Genomic DNA, 18768 nt, shown 5'->3' on the forward strand with positions numbered 1-18768 from the left:
CCCGCTTTCATGCCCGGTCGGCCACGAGATCACCCGACCGAGTCGACGACCTCGAACTCACGCCCACCAAGATCGATAGAGCAACAGCTTCTGAGTCCTGATTCCCTCGGTCAGGGCCCGTCGGCCCTGACCGGTGCGCCGGGTGGGTGTGGTTGCCAGGACTGTCGCGGGGTCGGGCCTGCCGCCGTCACCAGGGGAGTGCGCCGGCGCGGTCGGTCACCGTGCCGGTGGGCGTGTCGGACCCCAGGGTGGCGATACGCACCGCCGCCTCCGCGCCCTCCTCGACGCTGTGCCCGATGTGGCCGGTGAACTCGGTCGCGGTCTGGCCGGGGTCCACCGCGTTGAAGCGGACGTCGGGGATCGTCCTGGCGTACTGCATGGTCAGCATGGTGACCGCGCTCTTCGACGAGCCGTAGGCGGCGAGCGGATACTGCGACTCGACCCGCTTTGGGTCGTGGGTCAGCGTGAACGACCCCAGACCGCTGGTGACGTTGACGACGGACGGGGCAGTTGCCTTGCGCAGCAGGGGCAGGAACGCGTGCGTGACGCGCACCAGGCCGAAGACGTTGGTTTCGTAGACGTGGCGGATCTGGTCGGCCGTCATGTCCTCGGGCGTGGTCACTTCGCCGAGGATCCCGGCGTTGTTGACGAGAATGTCCAGGTGGCCCGCCCGAGCGCGCAGCGTCTCGACCGCCGCGCCGACCGACGCGTCGTCGGTCACGTCCAGCTGGACGAAGCCGGCGCCGAGCCGGTCGGCGGCCTTGCGTCCGTTCCCGGCGTCCCGGGCGCCGATCCAGACCGTCTGGCCCGCCTGTACGAGTCGGCGCGCGATCTCGTGGCCGAGGCCCCTGTTGCCGCCGGTGATCAATGTGGTGGTCACGTCGTGTCTCTCCTGTGCGTGTCGTCGGAGCGGGTGCTCCCGGAAAGCGGTCACCGGGAGCACCCAAGGGATTGGTTCCGCGGCGGTGTGCTCCGTCGGCGTCGACCCCGACGTCGGCGGGCGCCCTGCTCTAGTGGGCGGGGCGGAACGGACGCAGCAGGCGGATGCCGTCCTCGATGGATCCGTCGATCAGTTCGAGCATCTGCGGGACGAGTTCCCGCATCCGGGGCGCGGCGAGGTGTGCGTCGAGGTGGGCGCGTGTCTCCCAGCGTTCGTAGATGACGAACTCGCCGGGTCGGCCCTCGACTTCGTGGGCCTCGTAGTCGATGTTGCCGGGGTCGTTGCGCGAGGGGGTGACGGCGTCGGTGATGAACGCCTTGAGGTCGGCCTCCCTGCCCGCCTTCGCCTTCGCGTCCCAGACGACGGTCACGTAGCCGGTGGGTGTTGCGGTCATGGTGATTCCTTCTCTGTTCCGTGTTGTGTTCCGTGCCGACGGGCTGTGTGTCGGTACCGAGCCGGGTCAGCTCTTGATGAAGTCGAGGAGGTCTGCGTTGACGGTGTCGGCGTTGACGGTGCACATGCCGTGCGACAGGCCCGGGTAGACCTTCAGGGTCACGTGCTCGACCAACGTGACCGCCGACCGGGCGGAGTTGGCGATCGGGACGATCTGGTCGTCGTCGCCGTGCAGGAGGAGCGTGGGCACGTCGATCGTTCGGAGGTCGTCGGTGAAGTCCGTCTCCGAGAACGCTCTGATCCCCTCGTGGTGCGCCTGCGCGCTGCCGGCCATCCCCTGGCGCCACCAGTTCTGGATGATGCCCTGGGAGACGTCCGCGCCCGGACGGTTGAACCCGTAGAACGGCCCGGAGGCGATGTCGAGGTAGAACTGGGAGCGGTCGGTGGCCACGCCCTCGCGGAAGCCGTCGAAGACCTCCACCGGCAGCCCTGCGGGGTTGGATCTCGTCTGGACCATGAGCGGCGGGACCGCTGCGATGAGGACGGCCTTGGCGACCCGGCCGGCACCGTGCCTGGCGACGTACCGGGCGACCTCTCCGCCACCGGCGCAGTGGCCGACGTGGACGACGTCGCGCAGGCCGAGGTGCGCCACCACGGCGGCGGCGTCCGCCGCGTAGCGGTCCATGTCGTGTCCGTGGCCGACCTGGGCGGAGCGCCCGTGCCCGCGGCGGTCGTGGGCGACGACGCGGTAGCCCCGCCGGACGAGGAACAGCAACTGGGCGTCCCAGTCGTCCGAGCTCAGCGGCCAGCCGTGATGGAACATCACCGGCCGGCCCGAGCCCCAGTCCTTGTAGAAGATCTCGACTCCGTCGCCGGTGGTGACGAACGGCATGGTCCGCTCCTCGTGGTCTCGCCCGGGTACCGGGCGGATTCGATGTCTCCACGAGAATGGCTCGGCCACCGTGCCGACAGCCTCCGTCAGCTGACTGACATCCGGCCGACGGCTCGCTTACGTCAGTACCGGGGCAGTGCTGGGACCCGGCCGGTGGCTCTCACAGCCGGGTGGCCGGAGGCTCGGGAGGCAACGCCTCCAGAGCGTCGCGGAGCCCGGCCCGCGACGTGATCCCCAGCTTCGGGAATACACGGTAGAGATGCGACGACACGGTCCGCGGCGAAAGGAACAGCCGCGACGCGATCTGCGGGTTCGACAGCCCCGTCGCCGCCAGCCTGGCGACCTCCAGCTCCTGCGGGGTGAGGGCCTCGCCGGCCTTGCCCCGGCCGGTCCGCGTCATCCCGGTGGCGCGGAGCTCCGCCGCGGCCCGGGCCTCCCACGAACGCGCTCCGAGCTCCTCGAAGCGGCCGCGGGCGGCGGCCAGCTGCACCCGGGCCTCGCGGTTGAGCCCCTGACGGCGCAGCCTCTCGCCGTACGCCAGATGAGCACGGCCGACCTCGAAGGGCCACTGCTCGACGCCCGGCAGCCCGAGCGCCTCCTCGAAGCACCGGACCATGTCCTCGGCAGCCGATGTCATCGCCGTGACCGTGGCCGCGCTCAGCGCGAACCGCGACGAGAGGTGACCGACACCGGCGTCGCGCAGCGCGTCCGCGTGCCGTCGCGCCTCCGCGTGCCGCCCGGAGCGCACGGCGGCCTCGACGAGGTCCGGCGCGGACCACACGGCCTCGGGGTTGAACGCCGGCAGCACGCCCGGGGCGCAGATCGCCGTGGCGTGCCGGAACGCCGTCTCGAAGTCGGCGGCGCCGAGGGCCGCCCGGGCCGCCGCCTGGTGGGCGCAGTTCTCCAGCCGCCGCAGGCCCCTGGGACCCGACCACCCCCAGATGTCCTCGCAGTGCTCCCGGCACACGTCGAGGGCGCCGCGCTGGGCCGCGGCCATTGCAGCGACGTAGTGCCCCACCTGGGCGAACAGGTGGTACCCCGTCTCCTCGGACAGTGCGATGAGCTCGTCCGCGGCGCCGGCCGACGCCTGCCACCGGCCGGCGTACAGGTCGTCCAGGGCGACGAACATCAGGGCCGGCATGCTCGATCCCACCGCGCCGCCGTCGCGTATGACCCGGGACACGGCCTCGCGACAGCCCGGAAGCCGGTCGAGGTACGAGGCGATCAGGGCGGTGCGGATGACCACGTCGGCGTCACTCTGGTCCCTCAGCCGCGCGATCTCCTCGTCCAGGCGGCGCAGCATGCCGTCGGTGACGGAGCCGGGGTCGTGGTGGACGCGTCCCAGCGACGCCGCGGCGGCGGGCGCCGCCTCGGGGAACCGGGCGAGCACGTCGACCAGAGGCTGCCAGTGCTCGGGCCGGCCCGAGTACTGGCTGGCGAGGATGAGGGTGAACAGCGCGGTCTCCAGCTCCTCGTGCGGCGGTCCGGACATCACCGGGGCCTGCTCGACCGCCTCCATCAGGAGTGCCTGGGCCGTATCGGCGTCGCCTTCCGTGACGAGCACCAGGAAGCCGGCCGTCGCGGCCGCCGAGAGCGACCGGGCCGCCGGATTGCCCTCGACCTCACGCATGATCTCGTGGCTGACCTCCAGATGGCCTGTGACCCAGGCGGCGGCATAGGCGGCCTGCGACAGGCGGCGCCTGCGGTCCGCGCGGTCGGTGCTCAGCTCGGCCGCGCGCCGCAATCTCGCGATCGCGCCGTCGGCGTCACCGCGCCGCAGGCTGCTCCGGGCCGCCGACTCCACCACGGCGGCGACCGCCTCGTCGGGCGCCGTGGTGGCTCTCGCGAGGTGATCACCGCGCCGCTCGGGCTGGCCGGCCAGCGCGTCGGCCAGCCGGCGGTGGGCGCCGCGCCGCTGTTCACCGGTGGAACCGTCGACCACCGCGGACCTGACCAGCGGATGCCTGAAGCGCACCGCGCGGCCGTTCTCCGTGACCATGACCAGGTGGTCACGCTCCGCGGGAGCGAGTTCCTCGAGGCTGCCCGGCCCGCCGGCCGCCTCGAGGACGCCGATGTCGCCGGAGCCCTCAAGAGCCGCGAGCAGCAGTACCTCACGCGTTCCCCGCGGCAGTCGTCCGACGCGGGCGCCGTACAGAGCGCGGACATCCCGCCCCGGGCCGCTCGCCCACCCCGCCCCTTGGCCGTGGTGGTCGCCGGACACCCCGGTGGACCCGGCGAACTCGAGCAGCGCCAGGGGATTTCCCTGCGCCTCGTGGGCCACGGTCGAAAGAACCCGGCGGGGAAGGTGAGCGAAGCGTCGGGACAGCAGCCGCAGGGCGTCCGCGTCACCCAGCGGCTCGACCTCGAGCTCCGGCAGACCGGTGGACCGGAAGGGTTCGCCGGACTCCGCCCGCTGCGCTCCGAGCAGCCCGATGCGGCGGCCCCCCAGTCTTCTGGCGACGAAACCCACCGCGGCCCGGCTCGCCTGGTCGACGACATGAAGGTCATCGACCACGAGGAGCAACGGCCGCTCCTTCGCGGCCTCGTCGAACAGGGACAGTGCCGCGTTCAGGACGGCGATCCGGCTCGGCGCGGGACCGGCGCCGAGACCGAGGGCGACCTCGAGGGCCTCCCGCATGGAACGCGGCAGACGACCGAGCTCGTCCGGCAGCGAGCCGACGAGCTGATGGAGCCCCGCGAAGCTGATGTCCGTCTCGTACTCGACACCGCTGCCGCGGACGACCCGCGCTCCCTTCGCCACCGCCAGCTCGGCGGTCGCGTCCAGGAGTGCCGTCTTCCCCACGCCCGGATCACCGGTGAGCAGCAGAACAGCTCCGTCCATCCCGGCCATGTCCAGGAACGCCGCAAGCTCGGCGAGCTCGCCCTCCCGGCCGACCAGCCCGGTCGGGCCGACGCCCATGCCTGTCCCTGACTTCGCCCACATCCGCCGCGTCCCTCGTCCTGCCTCGCGAAGCAGTCGAAACACTAGCCACGCACCTGACCAGGAAGTATTGCACCCACCGGTAAACGGAGCCTGAAGCCATCTGCTTCGCCGACGCCCGCGGCTCCCAAACGAAGATCATGCAGAGCACCCGTCGGGCGCCGCAGCCCCACCGCAACGACAGCACCAAGGGCGCGCGGATCATCGTGCCGGTCCTCCTCCCGCCCGGCAAAGACCGGCCGCCACGGTCGCCTCCGCCGGCTACCGCCCCCTCGTCGCCGTCCTCCAGAGGCCCGCGCAGTCATAAGGCCATCCGTGTCGGCGAGGGCGTTCCGCCATCCCCCCCCGCCGAGGTGTCGCGCGATCGTCCGGCACGAGCAATGCGTGAACCAGAGTGCGCGCGCCGCGCCCGGTGCCTGGGCTCCGCTTCTCGCGTCCGGCATTCCCCAGATCAGACACCACTTGCAGCCACGGACCCGATTCCCGACTTCATGGCCTTGGCCCAAAGGCCCGCAGAAGCATCGGAGATGCCGCCGCGCCCTTCCCCGACCCGCTGCTTGGAGCTCGCGCAGACAGGCGGCGTGGAAAGCCTCGGCATCGAGGCGGGTACAAGGCCCCGGTGAATCAGGAGTTGCGACGCTCCGTGATCGCCGGCGGGACCTGTGCGCATCCTTCGTCTCGGGTTGCCTGCCTGGCCAGCCTGCGCAGGGCCCGCACGGCAGGTGATCCGGGGTCGGCCGTCATCAGGACGACCTCCTGGTCGTCCTCGGGCACGAGCAGGACGTCGCAGTTCAACCGCAGCGCGCCGGCCTCCGGATGGTGCAGGGTCTTGGTGCGGTGCCCGGGAGCGTGAACCGGATGTGTTTGCCAGATCTGCCGGAACTCCTCGCTGCCGTCGTGCAGTTCGGCCAGCAGGGCGGCCAGCTGCGGGTCGTGCGGGTAGCGGTCGGCGGCCCGGCGCAGCCGCGCCACCGCGATGCGCCCGAATTCCTCGGCGCCAGAGCTCTCGTACGTCCGCCCCTGGCCCAGGAAGCGGCGGCGGACCAGGTTCGTCGTCCCGTCTGCGAGGTCGGCGCCGAGCAGTGCCTGGGCCAGGGGGTTCCAGGCGACGACGTGGTACGCCGCGTCGGTGACGATGGCACCGGTCCCCGGCAGCCGGTCCAGCATCCGGGCCACGTGCGGGCGCACCCGCCGCACGGCGCTGGTGCCGGGCGGCGCGCTCGAACCCGCCAGGCGGAACAGGTGGCTGCGCTCGGCCGGCGTGAGCCGCAGCGCGCGGGCCAACGCGTCCAGGATCCGGGCCGACGGCCGCGGTCCCCGGGCCTGCTCCAGCCGCGTGTAGTAGTCGACCGACATGTGGGCGAGCTCCGCCACCTCTTCGCGGCGCAGGCCCGGTGTGCGGCGGGCGGTGCCCGTCTCCGGCAGGCCGACCTCGTGCGGACGCAGGGCCGCCCGGCGGTCCCGCAGGTAGCGGGCCAGCTCCTGCCGTGCCATACCGCTTCCTGTCTCCTCCCACTGCCTGGTACAGACTGTCCCTGGCCGGGCGCCTGCGACCGGGGAAGCGTGGTTGCCATGAACGAACGCACAGCTCTGGTCACCGGTGCCAACAAGGGCATCGGCAAGCATATTGCCCGGCTGCTCGCCGCCGAGGGCCTCACCGTGTACGTGGGCTCCCGCGACCCCGGGCGCGGGCAGCGGGCCGTCGAGGAGATCGGCGCCGGGGCCCGCCTGCTGGTCCTCGACGTGAGTGATCCCGACGGCATCGCACGGGCCGCGGCTCAGGTGGACCGCTTGGACGTGCTGGTCAACAATGCCGGCATCTCGCTGTCACTCGACCCGCCGGCCGGCACCGGCGTCGAGGAGTTCCGGCGCACGTACGAGACCAATGTGTTCGGGGTGGTGGCGGTGACCAATGCCTTCCTGCCCGCCCTGCGCCGGTCGCCGCGCCCGCGCATCGTCAACATCTCCAGTGGCACCGCGTCGCTGACCTGGAGCACGAACCCCAACCCCCAGTTCACCCCGGGAAGCGGCGGCGCCGCTGCCTACCGGTCGTCCAAGGCCGCCCTCAACGCCCTCACCGTCTTGTACGCCCAGACGCTGGCCCACGACGGCTTCAAGGTCAACGCGCTCGCTCCCGGCCTGCGGGCCACTGATCTCACTCCCGGGGCCGCCGCTGCCGGCGGCGACCCGGCCGAGGCCGCCCAAGGTGCCCTCCGCCTGGCCCTGCTGCCGGACGACGGCCCCACCGGTGGCTTCTTCTCCTGGGACGGAACCCCCGTGCCCTGGTGACGAGTCAGGGGAGGCGTCGGGGACGGGTGCCCCAGCGGTGGGTGACCCGTGCCCGGCGCATCAGGCTGCGGAGGACCTGCTGCTCGGGTCCGAGCCGGCCGTAGGCGTACCGGAGAAAGTCGCCCTGGGCCTCGCCGAGCAGGCGTGGGCACCGACTCGGCGGTGCCCACGGCGCGTACGGTCGCGCGGGTCACCGCGTCCGCGCCCCGCCGTGAGGACGTTGTCCAGGGCCGGCGGGTTCGCGGTGCCGAGCGGGTGCGTCCCCGTCGTCGGCGTGAACAACGTGTCGCCGTCATTGAGCAGGTGCACCGGGCGCACGGCACGGGCGCCGTCGTACGCCGTGCCGGCCGGGTTCCCGCGGCGGCGGGGGTTCCCTCACAGAACTGACACCGCGACGCCTTCCTCGCCCATCCCGCGCTCCGGGCTCGCCCCGAGCGCCGTCAGCGTCACCCCGGCTGCCACCGCCAGCGCCGCCACCAGCCCCGCCGCGAGCACCGCCCAGTGGCCCAGGAACGTACAGACGACCACCAGCAGCGCCGTGGCCGGCAGCACCGACTGCTGGGCGATCCCCACCTTGTAGAAGCGCGAGTGCAGCGCCCACACCGTGAGCAGGAACAGCGCTGTCGGCAGCGTCACCGCTGCCGACGCCGACAGCGCCGAAAGGTGCGTCTTGCCCACCGCCTGCTCCACCGCCACCTCCAGGCCGGCCCCGATCGCGGCACCCGAGACGAAGATCAGGTAATGGCCGTAGCCCCAGAGGAAGGACTGCCGGTTGGACCGGAGGTGCCCGTGGATGGGGACCGCGAAGTAGACCCACCAGGCGGCGAAGATGATCAGCAGTCCGCCGGCGGCGATGGACAGCAACTCCCCCAGGGCCTCGTGCTCGTCGATCCCCGACTTCACGGCGACGGTGGCCGCCGCGATGGTCTCGCCGAGCACGATGAGCGTGAGCAGCCCGTACCGTTCGGCGATGTGGCGGGGGTGCCAGGGCGTGGGGTGGGTCCGCTCCGCATACAGCGGTACGGCCATCTCCAGCAACGCCATCACCAGGAAGACCCACGGGCGGCCGGCCTCCGGCAGGGCCAGTAGCCCCAGCCAGCCGATCTGGCACAGCCCGATGGCGTACCGCAGCGCCATCGTCCGCTCGGGGCCCTGGCTCGACCGCGCCACGCGCAGCCACTGCGCCGTCATGGCGAGCCGCATGATCACATAGCCCAGGACGACGACCAGATACGCGTGTTCCTCGAACGCCTGGGAGACGCCCGCCGTCAGGACGAGCACGCCGGCTATCTGGATCAGCGTGACGATCCGGTACAGCACGTCGTCGTTGTCGTAAGCCGAGGCGAACCACGTGAAGTTCATCCACGCCCACCAGATGGCGAAGAAGATCATCAAGTAGTTGAGGATCCCCTCGCCCGTGTGTCCCTCGACCATGGCGTGCACCAGCTGGGCGCCTGCCTGGGCTATGGCCACGATGAAGCACAGGTCGAAGAAGAGCTCCAGTGAGGAGACGCCGCGGCGGGTCTCGTCGCGGCCTCGCGCCGTGAGCCTGCGCAGTGGTCTGTGGTGTGCGGGCGCCGCGGAGCACACCGGCGGCGGAGCCGGGCTGCTTGTCATCTGGTGAGCCAAGCTCCGAAATGCCGCTGCAGTCGGGGATTGATCTGCCAGACCATCGCTGCTGCCGCCGCCGGGACGAGTACAGCGAGTCGCACCGGCAGGTACAGATCCTCCAGAACAGGATCCGTGGCCAGGCCCAGCAGGACGATGGTGGGGTAGATACCGCACACGGTGAGGAGCCACAGCTTCCAACGCCGGACGGCGGCCGGAGCGGTGGGGCCGGGCCGGGGTTCGGCGTTCGCGAACGCGTTCCGGCTCTGCTCCCGGAGCGTGTGCCGGACGCCTGTCACTGCCGGTGGGCTTGGCAGTCCAGGATCGTCGGCACCGTAGGCATCAGGAACAGTTCTCTCGTTCATGGACCACTCCAAATCGAAAAGCTGCGTATCGTTTTGATTCCATCGGTTCCTGCGCGACCGAGGCGATGTCGGCGCTGCGTGATGGACTGCCCGAGCGCAACAGCGGCAGCAGTTGCCGGGTGGGCAGCCCAGGGCTCAGACGGCTCACCGCCGGCCGCTGCCGGTATCCGTCCGCTGGCATGCCTCGGATGGTGCCGTTCCAGGTGAAGCCCGCACCCGCGTTGTTGACCAGCACGTCGAGGCGACCGCGCCGTGCCGCCACTTCGGCCGCGGGTCGCTGGGTCCCGGCCGGAGCGGACAGGTCGGCGATGTACTGCTCGGCCCCGAAACGCCGCGCGATCGGCACCGGTCGCTGCGGGGCACGACCGTGCGGAAGCAACTGGTGCACGGCTTCCGCAAGCTCCTCAGCCGGAGCGAGACCAAGACCGTTCGTCGCTCCGGTGATCAGAATCGAGGCCATGGTGCACCCTTCCTGTGCAGGAGGGCTGCCCGGCGCCCAGGTGGGCGCCGGGCCAGGTGATGACCTGATCAGTGAGCGGACTGGGTGTGGTCCTGCTCCACGTACACCTTGAGGGCCTGGAACTCCTCGATCGCTCGCGGGCCGCACAGGTAGCCGTAACCGCTTCCCTTGACGCCGCCCTCCTCGAAGTCCTCGCTGATGGCCCCCCAGGTGTTGATCCATACCGTGCCGGTGCGGATGCGCCGGGCGATCCGGCGGGCCTTCATCGAGTCCGAGCTGAACACCGAGGCGGCCAGGCCGTAGATGGTGGCGTTCGCCTTGGCCACGGCGTCGTCCTCGTCATCGAAGATCTCGAACGTCTGGACCGGGCCGAAGACCTCCTCCTGCACGATCCGGACGTCGGTGCGGTCCACCTCGATCAGGCTCGGCCGGTAGAACGCGCCGGCGGCCAGCGGGCCGTCGGTGACCACACCGCCGCGCAGCAGTACCGTGCCGTACGAGGCGGCTTCCTCGACGATCGCGTCCACCCGCTGGGCGGACGCCCGGTCGATCACCGGGCCGAGCTGGGCCTTCTCGTCGTCGCCCGACCCGAGCCGCACCTGCGCGAGCGCGTCGGTGAGCCGAGTGCGCACCTGGTCGGCGATGTCCCGGTGAACCAGTACACGGGAGCCGGTGCAGCAGAACTGCCCGTTCATCAGCACCAGCGACTGCACCACGGTGGGGATCACCATGTCCAGATCGGCGTCGGGAAAGATCACCATGGGCGCCTTGCCGCCCAGTTCCAGACCGAGCCGCTTGAGCGTGGTGGAGGCCGCGGCCGCGATACGGCGCCCGACCGGCGTACTGCCGGTGTAGTTGATCACGTCGACCTTGTCCGAGGAGACCAGGAACGGGGCCCCGGTGTTGCCGGACTCGGTGAACACGCTGACCACGCCCGCCGGGATCTCCGGGACCGAGGCCAGGACCTGCGCGAAAAGCTCATTGGTCAGCGCCGTCTGAGCCGGAAGCTTGACCACGACGGTGCAGCCGGCGGCCAGCGCCGGGCCCAGTGCCCGCACGGTCAGCATGATGGGGGAGTTCCAGGGAGAAATGATCCCGGCGACACCGAGCGGCTCGGGCACCGAGTGGGTGTACTGGCCGGGTGCCGTCTCGGCGGCGCGCCCGGCGGTCTGGGTGCGCGCAGAGGCCGCCGCGTACCGCAGCCACCCGACCGCACCGCTGACCTCCCACATGGTCTCACCCAGCAGCTTGCCGTTCTCCCGGGACAACATGGCCGCAACCTCGGGTACCCGGGCCTCGAGGGCGTCGGCCAGCCGGCTGAGCGCGGTCGCCCGGAGCGAGGGCGTGCGCGCCCATTCGGTGGTCTCGAACGCGGCGGCGGCTGCGTCCACGGCGGCCGAGGCCTCTGCCTCGCCACCGTCGTAGAACGAGCCGACGACGGTGCCGTCGGCCGGGTTGATCGATTCCAGAACCGAGCCGGAGCCGGTCCACTGTCCGTTGATCCAGTGCTGCGCGATGGTGCTCATGGTCCGCTCCTCGTGGTCTCACCCGGGTACCGGGCGGATTCGATGTCTCCACGAGAATGGCTCGGCCACCGTGCCGACAGCCTCCGTCAGCTGACTGACATCCGGCCGACGGCTCGCTTACGTCAGCACCGGGGCAGTGCTGAGACCCGGCCGGTGGCTCTCAGTGGACGTTGAGTCCGCTTCTGGTAGCGGCCTCGTCCGGGTTGAGTGAGGAAGCCTTGGCGGGTGAGGTGTCCGAGGCGGCTGCGGGTGATGTCGACGGATGCCTCGTCGGTGGGCGTGCCGAGGCGTTCGTGCAGTTCACGGGCTCGGAACTCTTGATCGGGATGCTGGTTGAAGGTGTTCACGATGGCCTGGTAGGCGGTGTTCGTCTCGGGCGGTGCGGGTTGGCCTGAAGCCGGTGCGAGTTCGGCGATGACCTTCCGGGTGGTGACCAGGTTCGCGAGTCGCGCTTGGGTCTTGGTCAGGGCGGCGGTCAAGTGCTGGATCCGATCACGCAGTTCGTCGGCACGGGCTGCGGTCTTGTCGTGCTGGGCCTGGAGGCCGGCCAGGAGCTCGATGACGTTCACGCGGCCAGTCCGAGGGTGTCGCGCCAGGCTGGACTCGGTGTGGTGAGGCGGCGGGTCATGTTCGCGATCGAGGCCCAGTGGACGCGCGAGGCGGACGTGTCGGACCGGTGATCGTACACGTCCTACACCTACGACAAGGTCGGCAACCGCCTGGCCCCCACCCTCGGCACCACCTCCGCCAGCTACGTCCACGACGCGGCCGACCAGCTCACCTCCACCACCACCGGCACCACGACCACCGCCTACGACGCCGAAGGCAACCGGACCAGGAAGGGGTGCGACACTGGCGACCTCGCGTATTCGGCTGTCGCGTATTGCTCTCCGCATGAGGTTCCCTGGTGACCTTCTGTGGTCGTGCCGACAAGTTGGCATCAGGGGGAGAGGCTGTCACCGCAGCTGTCCAGGCCCGGGCAGGCGTTGAGCGAGGCAGCCCCCAGTCCGAGCCTGGGACGCGCGGCTATACCGCTCCAGCTACTTGACGCGGATGTCATGCAGCGGGCGGAGGCGCGACAGCTGGTGGGTTGAGGCGGGCGAAGCCTTCCTGGCGCTGGTAAGGGAAGTACGGGTAGGGCGCTGTCTTGCTGCTCGCCGCATCGAGTTTCGCCATCTGCTCGGGCGTGAGCGTCCAGCCGACGGCACCGAGGTTCTGGCGAAGCTGGTTCTCGTCGCGGGCGCCGATGATGACGGAGGAGACGGTCGGTCGCTGCAGCAGCCAGTTGATGGCGATCTGCGGAATGCTCTTGCCGGTCTCCTGCGCGATCTCGTCGAGGGCGTCGACCACGCGGTAGAGGTGTTCGTCCTCGACCGGCGGGCCGTAGTCCGCGGTGTGGTGCAGTCGGCTGTTGGTCGGTAGCGGCTGGCCGCGGCGGACTTTGCCGGTGAGCCGTCCCCAGCCGAGGGGGCTCCAGACGAGGGCTCCGAGGCCTTGATCGAGCCCGAGGGGCATCAGCTCCCATTCGTAGTCGCGGCCGATGAGGGAGTAGTAGACCTGATGTGCGACATAGCGCGGGTGGCCGTATCTCTCCGCGATCGAGAGGGACTTCATCGCCTGCCAGCCGGAGAAGTTGGAGATGCCGAGGTAGCGGACCTTCCCTGCTCGTACTAGATCGTCGAGTGTGGACAGGACTTCCTCGATCGGCGTGCCAGCGTCAAACGCGTGCAGCTGGAACAGGTCGATGTAGTCGGTGCCGAGCCGGCGCAGGGCGTCCTCGCATGCGGTGATCAGGCGCGAACGAGAGGAGCCCGCGTCGCCTGGTCCTTCGCCCATCGGCAGGCTGGTCTTGGTGGACACGATCACCTGGTCCCTGCGGCCTTTGATCGCTTCGCCCAGCACCTCCTCGGAGGCCCCGCCGGAGTAGACGTCGGCGGTGTCGAACATCGTGACCCCGGCGTCGAGGCAGATGTCCACGAGACGGCGTGCTCCGTGCGCATCGGTGTTGCCCCAGGCGCCGAACAGCGGCCCTTGGCCGCCGAAGGTGCCGGCGCCGAAACTCAGTGCGGGGACCTTAAGGCCGGATGCGCCCAGCCGCCTGTACTCCATGGCTGCTCCTCTCTCGCCGCTCGCATCTAACTAATGGGCTTGGAGTTCCGTTAGTGTGGAGCCTCAACGTAGCAGACGCGAGCGATTAAAGAAACTGGAGTCCCGTTATGGGGTTTGAGGGTGCGGATCCGGGGACCGTCCGTCCTGGAGGGCGCACGGCGCGGGTGCGGGCGTCGGTGCTTCGAGCGGCTGGGGACGCCTTGGCGGAGCATGGCTTTGCCCATCTGGACCTCGCCGACATCGCGCGCCGGGCCGAGGTGGGCAAGACCACCGTCTACCGTCGCTGGGGAACGGTGACCAGCCTGGTGGCCGATTTGCTGGTGGACATGGCCGAGCAGTCACTGCCGCGTACCGAGACCGGCTCGCTGCTCGGTGATCTCAAGGCCAACGCCCGACTCGTGCAGCGCACCTTGGCCGACCCGCGGCAAGGAGCGCTGTTCAAGGCAGTGATCGCCGCCGCCACCTGCGAGGCGAAGACAGCCGAGGCCCTGCACCGCTTCTACGACATCCGCGTCAAGGAGTGGGCACCCTGCGTTCAACAGGCCATCGACCGGGGCGAGGTGCCCGAGGGCACCGATGTCCACGAGGTGATCCGTGCTGTCTCCGCCCCCCTCTACTACCGCCTGCTGACCAGCAACGACCGCCTCGACGAAGCCGCCGCAGACCAGGCCGCCGAAGCCGCAGCGGCTGCAGCGCGTGCGGGAGCGTACCTGCGGGGCGGCGAAGGCCGTGCGTGACCGGCTTCCCGCAACATCCGTCGCTGAGCGCGGGTCACCGTGCGTGATCTCCGAGGGCACAGCGTTTCCAGGTTCCTCCGGCCTCTTCGGCGAGACGGGTGGTGTGGTCGTCGTTGCAGCCGAGCATCCGGGCGATCACCGGAGCGGGGGCTTGGAGGACGAGTTGGCGGATCGCCGCTGTGCGTCCTGGCCGGGTCGGGAAGCCCAGTTGGCGGAGCCGAGGTGCCATGGCTTCCGGGGACGTGGGCTGTCCGGCCCGGCGGCCGGGGAAGAGCCATCGGGCTTCGGGATTGGTCGCGGTCTTGGTGTTCGGTCGCTGTCCCAGGCAGTTGAGCAGCATTCCGTCGAACGGGGCGGGAACGGGCGACGGTGGGTCGCCGAGCCGGACGAGGACTTCGCCGTCCTTGTGCTGGACGTCGTCGCTGCTGAGTCCGGTGAGCCGCTCGACACCGCAGCCAGTGCAGGTTCCGTAGGTCTCCAGGGCCTGGGCGTAGCAACCCGCGCAAAGGCAACCCTCAAGCCAGTGGGCTGCCCCGGGCCGAACGGCCCGGCGGCATCGCGCGCAGAACAGGTCTTCTGCGCGGACGCGAGTGCGACTCATCCTTCGGGCCGGATGCGGGCGCGCTCGGGACGGACGGCCGACAGGTCGACGACCGCGTCGCCGGTGGCGACCTTGCGGATGACGGCGTTCCCCGCGTTGCGGCGGCCATCATCACCCCGCCGTCGGGCCGGTGACCAGCAGGTTTACGGATTTTCCCCTGGCAGGGCGCCGACTTCGCCCTGTGCGGTCCAGGTCTTGAGCACGTGTTCGCGGCCGTCGCTGACTTCGATGAGGCGGACGACCACGCTGTCCTGGCTGCCGTACAGCCCGACCCAGCCGCGGTACGTGCGCAGGGCGGGAGCGTCGTCGGTCCATTCGCCGGTGACGGCCGGGCCGCCCTCTTCGAGCTGGCGGACCGCGAGGTACCGGGTGGGCTCCGGCTGGTCCGCCGTACGCGGGGCGGGAACGTCCCTGGCCTTCAGGGCGGCGAAGTCGGCGTGCGCGGCCTCGACGGCTTCGGGGTACGCCTCGCGCTTGGCGTGTTCGGCGAGCGCCCGGTAGATGCCGGCGACGGAGGGGTTCTGTCCCTCGCGCTTGCCGGTGGGGACGATCAGGTGGGGCTGGATCCGCTCGACGGACTCGCCGCCCGCGCGGCGGCGGAGCACGGTGGGGAGCATGTCGGCGGTGATGACCGGGGGTCGGCCGCCGTGCTTGCCCTTGCGGGCCGCGGTGTCGAGCCCCTCCGGCGTCGACTCCCGGATGTTCTCCCGTTCGGTCTCCGCCATCGCCGCGAAGAACGCGAACAGCAGCTTGCCGGGGCCGGTGGGGTCGTAGATGCCGGGCAGTGGCCCGGCGAGCATCTCCAGGACCAGGCCGTGGGCGGTGAGGTGGTCGGCGAGCGTGGTGAGTCCGGCGGTGTCGCGGCCGAGCCACTTCGTCTCGTACACGGTGAAGATGACGCGGCAGTGCGGGGCGTGGGCCTTGACCTCCCGCGCCGTACGAGCGCCTCCTCGAACCGGGCCCTCCGCGGACGCGGGTGCTGGTCTTCTCGCTGAAGATCTTGTCCCTCGGGATGCCGTGGCCCGCAAGGCGTCGAGCTGGGAGTCGTCGTCCTGCCCAAGGGCGGAGCAAGGGGCGCGGGTGGTGCCGTCTCCTACGCCGGCCTCCGCGCCGGTTCTCGTGATCGTCACGGACTCATGGCAGGCCGAGCCCTCCACGGTCCGCGCACGCGTGGAACTCGTCCACGGTCAGCGTCGGATGCGCAGGGCTTGGCGGCATGGGGAAGGGCAGTCCGGCCCCGCGTACCTCGATGATCTTTGGGGTGGGGTCTCGTCGCAGCCGTGTGTCCCGTGGAGGCGGGCCCGGAGAACGTCACTCGATGTGGGTCGTTGCCCTACCTGCCGGCCAGGGCTGCTGATACTCGATGAGTCGGCCTGCCGGGTCGTGTCGGCGGCTGGGTGCGAACACCGACTTTGGTCAAGAAGCAGCGCCGGGTATGCGGCCCGAAGAAGGGAGTGTCTTGTCGCATACTCGGCGCTGACCGGCAGAGTTACGCCGTCGTGGCTGCTGTCTCGGTGGCTTCGACTGCGGACTTGAAGTCAGGGCGGACCCCGATCTGGTCAAGCCACACGCTCATCGAGTTGTAGCAATTGAACCTTTCGATCTTTCCGTCACGGAGGTACCAGAGGTCCGCCGCCGGCACGTCGATCCGGTTCCCGGTCGGTGGGATCTCGCCGACCGGAGTCGGAAACCCTCCGAGATGCGTGCCCTGGATTCGCAACTCGACGGCGACGACATCACCGAACGCATGTACCTCGAGCAGTTCACGGTGTACATCGGGGAACGAGCGGGCGAGGCCCGCGATCACCTGAGGAATCTGCTCTCCGCGGAAACTCTGCGAGGTCGACATGTCGTTGAACGACCCGTCCTCGGTGAACAAGGCCAGGAAACCGTCACCGTCGAGAACGTTCCCTTCCGCGAGCCGGTAAGCCTCGCGAACGGTCCTTTCGTTACTTTCCATTCCTGCTCTCCTTTGAGTTCGCAACACGCTCACGATCCGCGCCTGTCTTTGATCGACCCTCCCCGACTGTCGTAACAGTAACCGTTACGACAGATTGTCGCAACCTTCACTGTTGCGACTGCGCTGTCGTAACATGGAGCGTTTCGACCGGAGGGGGGATCATGAGCGCCAACAGCAGGCTGACCATCGCCGCCCACGCGCTGGCCTGGATCGGTCTCTACCAGCGCCAGGGCCACGAGGTCGCCACCTCCGAGCAGATCGCAGCCAGCGCGAACACCAACCCCGTGGTGATCAGACGACTGCTCGGCGAGCTGCGCAGGGCCGGGCTCGTGGAGTCCCGGCGGGGCGCGGGCGCGGGCTGGTCGCTGGCACGCGAGCTGGAGTCGATCACCCTGCTCGACGTGTACGAGGCAGTGGAACCCGGCCCGCTGTTCGCGATGCACCGCACCGCCCCGGACCAGGGATGCGTGGTGGGTCACGGCATCCAGCCGGCAATGCGGGGCATCTACCAGGGCATCGAGGAGACCCTGAGACACGAACTGGCCCGCGTCACGCTCGAGAAGGTACTCGGGGACGTACTCGCGGCGCCTCGCCAGCTTCTCTGATCAGCTGGGCGACCCCGTGCGAACCGTAGGGTTCGGCGCGGGTTCCGCCCACCGGGGCGGAGTGACGTGAGCGTGGAGATGGAATCCCGCGCCGAACGCGTTGGATCCGCCGCCGGAACAGACGGCGGGAGCAGGCCGAGCTCACCGCGGACCAGGCCGTGCTCGTCCAACGGCTCTACGACGAGCGGGAGAGGACCGTCCAGCAGATCCCCGACGGATTCGGCATGCCCCGTTTCACGGTGCACGGGCACCTCGACAAGCCCAGACCGTCCCCCGCCAGGCCCAGAAGGCTGCGACCGCCCACCCAGCCGGACAGCCGGACAGACCATCGGCTGCCGCACTTCCTCAGGCTCCGGGTTCCTCCGGTGACGTCGGCGGCTCGGCCGGCGTCGGCATGGGCGGCCGGAGGAGGACGGCACGGGCCACGGAGGGGGCGAACGGGCTGGTGACGGGTGCGCAGAGGCCCAGTACGGAGCGGAAGGCGTGGACGAGGAGATCGCTCCCTCGGGTACGGAGATCGCCACCCGCATCAGGTGCCGGAACTGCGACTCGATCAGGTCCCGGTCGATGACGTTCTTGCCCGGCTCGCCGAACAGCGCGTCGATGTGCACGTACTCGGTCTGCTCGGAGGGCCGGTAGAAGGTCATGCCCTTCCAGTTCCTGATCCTGGGCATCAGATCGAAGCCCAGCAGGTGGGCGAGTGCGAACACCGGCTGGGACTGGCCCTGCGTATCGGCGTGCACGGTGGTCGGCTTGACCTCGGAGGTGTTCTTCAACAGGCCCTCGATGATGCAGACGGCCTCCCACACCCCGCACGGGATGAAGTGCGTGAACAGCGCGATGTACGTGTCCGGGATGTGGTGGTGGGCGATGCCTCCCGGCTTCCCGTACCGGACGCTCGTCTCGGCGAGCAGGTTGTCCAGGTAGGTGTCCGTGTGCGTGCCGTCGGCGGCCACCGCGGTGCCGTCGCCCCACGCCTGCGAGACGTCCAGGCGGGCGTGCGCGTTGACCAGATCGGCAATCGCCTCGTTCAGCAGCACGATCGAGAAGTGCCGGTTCGCCGTGTACGACAGCTCGTGCCCGCTCACCCCGGGGATGTGCCCCCGGCCCGCGTGGCGAGCAGGTGATCCGGCACCCCGTTGTCGGCCAGGTACGTGAGGCAAGACGCCCGAGCATCGTACAGACGGACCCTGCGAGGGCCGGTTGCGTCCATTCTGGAAGCCGATGTGCCGACGCCCGGGGTTCCGTCGCAGCCGGAGCCGGGGGCGGCCGGGCCGGCGGACGCGGCAGCCGTGCGGGAGGCCGTGGCCGGGGTGTTGTCGCTCCGGCCACGGCCCGGTGC

19 protein-coding genes are annotated in these 18768 nt (G+C 70.2%); 4 read left to right on the forward strand and 15 right to left on the reverse strand.

Going from position 1 to position 18768, the window contains the following annotated elements:
- Positions 1–187: 187 nt before the first annotated feature.
- The 5 genes from ACIBAI_RS18450 to ACIBAI_RS18470 all read right to left on the reverse strand — a co-directional run bounded on the left by ACIBAI_RS18450 (position 188) and on the right by ACIBAI_RS18470 (position 6660).
- Positions 188–880, reverse strand: coding sequence for an SDR family NAD(P)-dependent oxidoreductase (locus tag ACIBAI_RS18450; protein WP_399035460.1), 693 nt, complete (start codon positions 878–880; stop codon positions 188–190).
- Between the two features lie 130 nt (positions 881–1010).
- A complete protein-coding gene (locus ACIBAI_RS18455) occupies positions 1011–1334 on the reverse strand; it encodes a putative quinol monooxygenase (protein WP_399035462.1) in 324 nt (107 codons plus the stop codon).
- Positions 1335–1400: 66 nt separating this feature from the next.
- Positions 1401–2225, reverse strand: a complete 825-nt coding sequence (locus ACIBAI_RS18460; RefSeq protein ID WP_399035463.1) for an alpha/beta fold hydrolase — start codon at positions 2223–2225, stop codon at positions 1401–1403.
- 160 nt (positions 2226–2385) lie between these two features.
- Positions 2386–5145: an ATP-binding protein gene (locus tag ACIBAI_RS18465; protein WP_399035465.1), complete on the reverse strand. Its 2760-nt coding sequence runs from the start codon at positions 5143–5145 to the stop codon at positions 2386–2388.
- A 645-nt stretch (positions 5146–5790) separates the two neighbouring features.
- Positions 5791–6660 (reverse strand): helix-turn-helix transcriptional regulator, encoded by an 870-nt coding sequence (locus ACIBAI_RS18470; RefSeq protein ID WP_399035466.1) that lies wholly within the window; start codon positions 6658–6660, stop codon positions 5791–5793.
- A gap of 78 nt (positions 6661–6738) precedes the next feature.
- Here ACIBAI_RS18470 and ACIBAI_RS18475 point away from each other — a divergent pair, with 78 nt between their 5' ends.
- Positions 6739–7455, forward strand: coding sequence for an SDR family oxidoreductase (locus ACIBAI_RS18475; protein WP_399035467.1), 717 nt, complete (start codon positions 6739–6741; stop codon positions 7453–7455).
- A gap of 375 nt (positions 7456–7830) precedes the next feature.
- Here the strand turns inward: ACIBAI_RS18475 and ACIBAI_RS18480 are convergent, their stop codons facing one another.
- The 6 genes from ACIBAI_RS18480 to ACIBAI_RS18505 all read right to left on the reverse strand — a co-directional run bounded on the left by ACIBAI_RS18480 (position 7831) and on the right by ACIBAI_RS18505 (position 12102).
- Entirely contained in the window at positions 7831–9072 is a 1242-nt protein-coding gene (locus ACIBAI_RS18480; RefSeq protein ID WP_399035469.1) for a low temperature requirement protein A, read from the reverse strand.
- Positions 9069–9428 (reverse strand): hypothetical protein, encoded by a 360-nt coding sequence (locus tag ACIBAI_RS18485; protein ID WP_399035470.1) that lies wholly within the window; start codon positions 9426–9428, stop codon positions 9069–9071. Before ACIBAI_RS18485 ends, ACIBAI_RS18480 begins: the two co-directional genes overlap by 4 nt.
- Positions 9406–9888: an SDR family NAD(P)-dependent oxidoreductase gene (locus tag ACIBAI_RS18490; protein ID WP_399035472.1), complete on the reverse strand. Its 483-nt coding sequence runs from the start codon at positions 9886–9888 to the stop codon at positions 9406–9408. The genes ACIBAI_RS18485 and ACIBAI_RS18490 overlap by 23 nt, the downstream gene beginning before the upstream one ends.
- A gap of 68 nt (positions 9889–9956) precedes the next feature.
- Positions 9957–11414, reverse strand: coding sequence for an aldehyde dehydrogenase family protein (locus tag ACIBAI_RS18495; protein ID WP_399035474.1), 1458 nt, complete (start codon positions 11412–11414; stop codon positions 9957–9959).
- A 122-nt stretch (positions 11415–11536) separates the two neighbouring features.
- Positions 11537–11983, reverse strand: coding sequence for a hypothetical protein (locus ACIBAI_RS18500; RefSeq protein ID WP_399035476.1), 447 nt, complete (start codon positions 11981–11983; stop codon positions 11537–11539).
- Entirely contained in the window at positions 11980–12102 is a 123-nt protein-coding gene (locus tag ACIBAI_RS18505; protein ID WP_399035477.1) for a hypothetical protein, read from the reverse strand. The genes ACIBAI_RS18500 and ACIBAI_RS18505 overlap by 4 nt, the downstream gene beginning before the upstream one ends.
- 31 nt (positions 12103–12133) lie before the next feature.
- On the opposite strand from ACIBAI_RS18505, the gene ACIBAI_RS18510 reads away from it, so the two are divergent.
- On the forward strand, positions 12134–12325 hold the full coding sequence (locus ACIBAI_RS18510; protein ID WP_399035769.1) for a hypothetical protein: 192 nt from the start codon (positions 12134–12136) through the stop codon (positions 12323–12325).
- 145 nt (positions 12326–12470) lie between these two features.
- Here the strand turns inward: ACIBAI_RS18510 and ACIBAI_RS18515 are convergent, their stop codons facing one another.
- Entirely contained in the window at positions 12471–13523 is a 1053-nt protein-coding gene (locus tag ACIBAI_RS18515; protein WP_399035479.1) for an aldo/keto reductase, read from the reverse strand.
- A 107-nt stretch (positions 13524–13630) separates the two neighbouring features.
- Here ACIBAI_RS18515 and ACIBAI_RS18520 point away from each other — a divergent pair, with 107 nt between their 5' ends.
- On the forward strand, positions 13631–14260 hold the full coding sequence (locus ACIBAI_RS18520) for a TetR/AcrR family transcriptional regulator (RefSeq protein ID WP_399035481.1): 630 nt from the start codon (positions 13631–13633) through the stop codon (positions 14258–14260).
- Between the two features lie 744 nt (positions 14261–15004).
- Here the strand turns inward: ACIBAI_RS18520 and ACIBAI_RS18525 are convergent.
- Both ACIBAI_RS18525 and ACIBAI_RS18530 read right to left on the reverse strand, forming a co-directional pair.
- Complete coding sequence (locus ACIBAI_RS18525; protein ID WP_399035482.1) at positions 15005–16018, reverse strand: recombinase family protein; 1014 nt, start codon at positions 16016–16018, stop codon at positions 15005–15007.
- 332 nt (positions 16019–16350) lie between these two features.
- A complete protein-coding gene (locus ACIBAI_RS18530) occupies positions 16351–16821 on the reverse strand; it encodes a nuclear transport factor 2 family protein (RefSeq protein ID WP_399035485.1) in 471 nt (156 codons plus the stop codon).
- A gap of 161 nt (positions 16822–16982) precedes the next feature.
- Between ACIBAI_RS18530 and ACIBAI_RS18535 the strand changes: the two genes are divergently transcribed.
- Positions 16983–17426, forward strand: a complete 444-nt coding sequence (locus tag ACIBAI_RS18535; protein WP_399035487.1) for an Rrf2 family transcriptional regulator — start codon at positions 16983–16985, stop codon at positions 17424–17426.
- On the opposite strand, the gene ACIBAI_RS18540 is transcribed toward ACIBAI_RS18535, so the two are convergent.
- Positions 17327–18514, reverse strand: coding sequence for a Tn3 family transposase (locus ACIBAI_RS18540; protein WP_399035489.1), 1188 nt, complete (start codon positions 18512–18514; stop codon positions 17327–17329). The two genes, ACIBAI_RS18535 and ACIBAI_RS18540, sit on opposite strands and share 100 nt — an antisense overlap.
- Between the last annotated feature and the right edge of the window lie 254 nt (positions 18515–18768).

The sequence above is a fragment of the Streptomyces sp. NPDC051041 genome (assembly GCF_044456065.1).
GTDB classification, from domain to species: domain Bacteria; phylum Actinomycetota; class Actinomycetes; order Streptomycetales; family Streptomycetaceae; genus Streptomyces; species Streptomyces glaucus.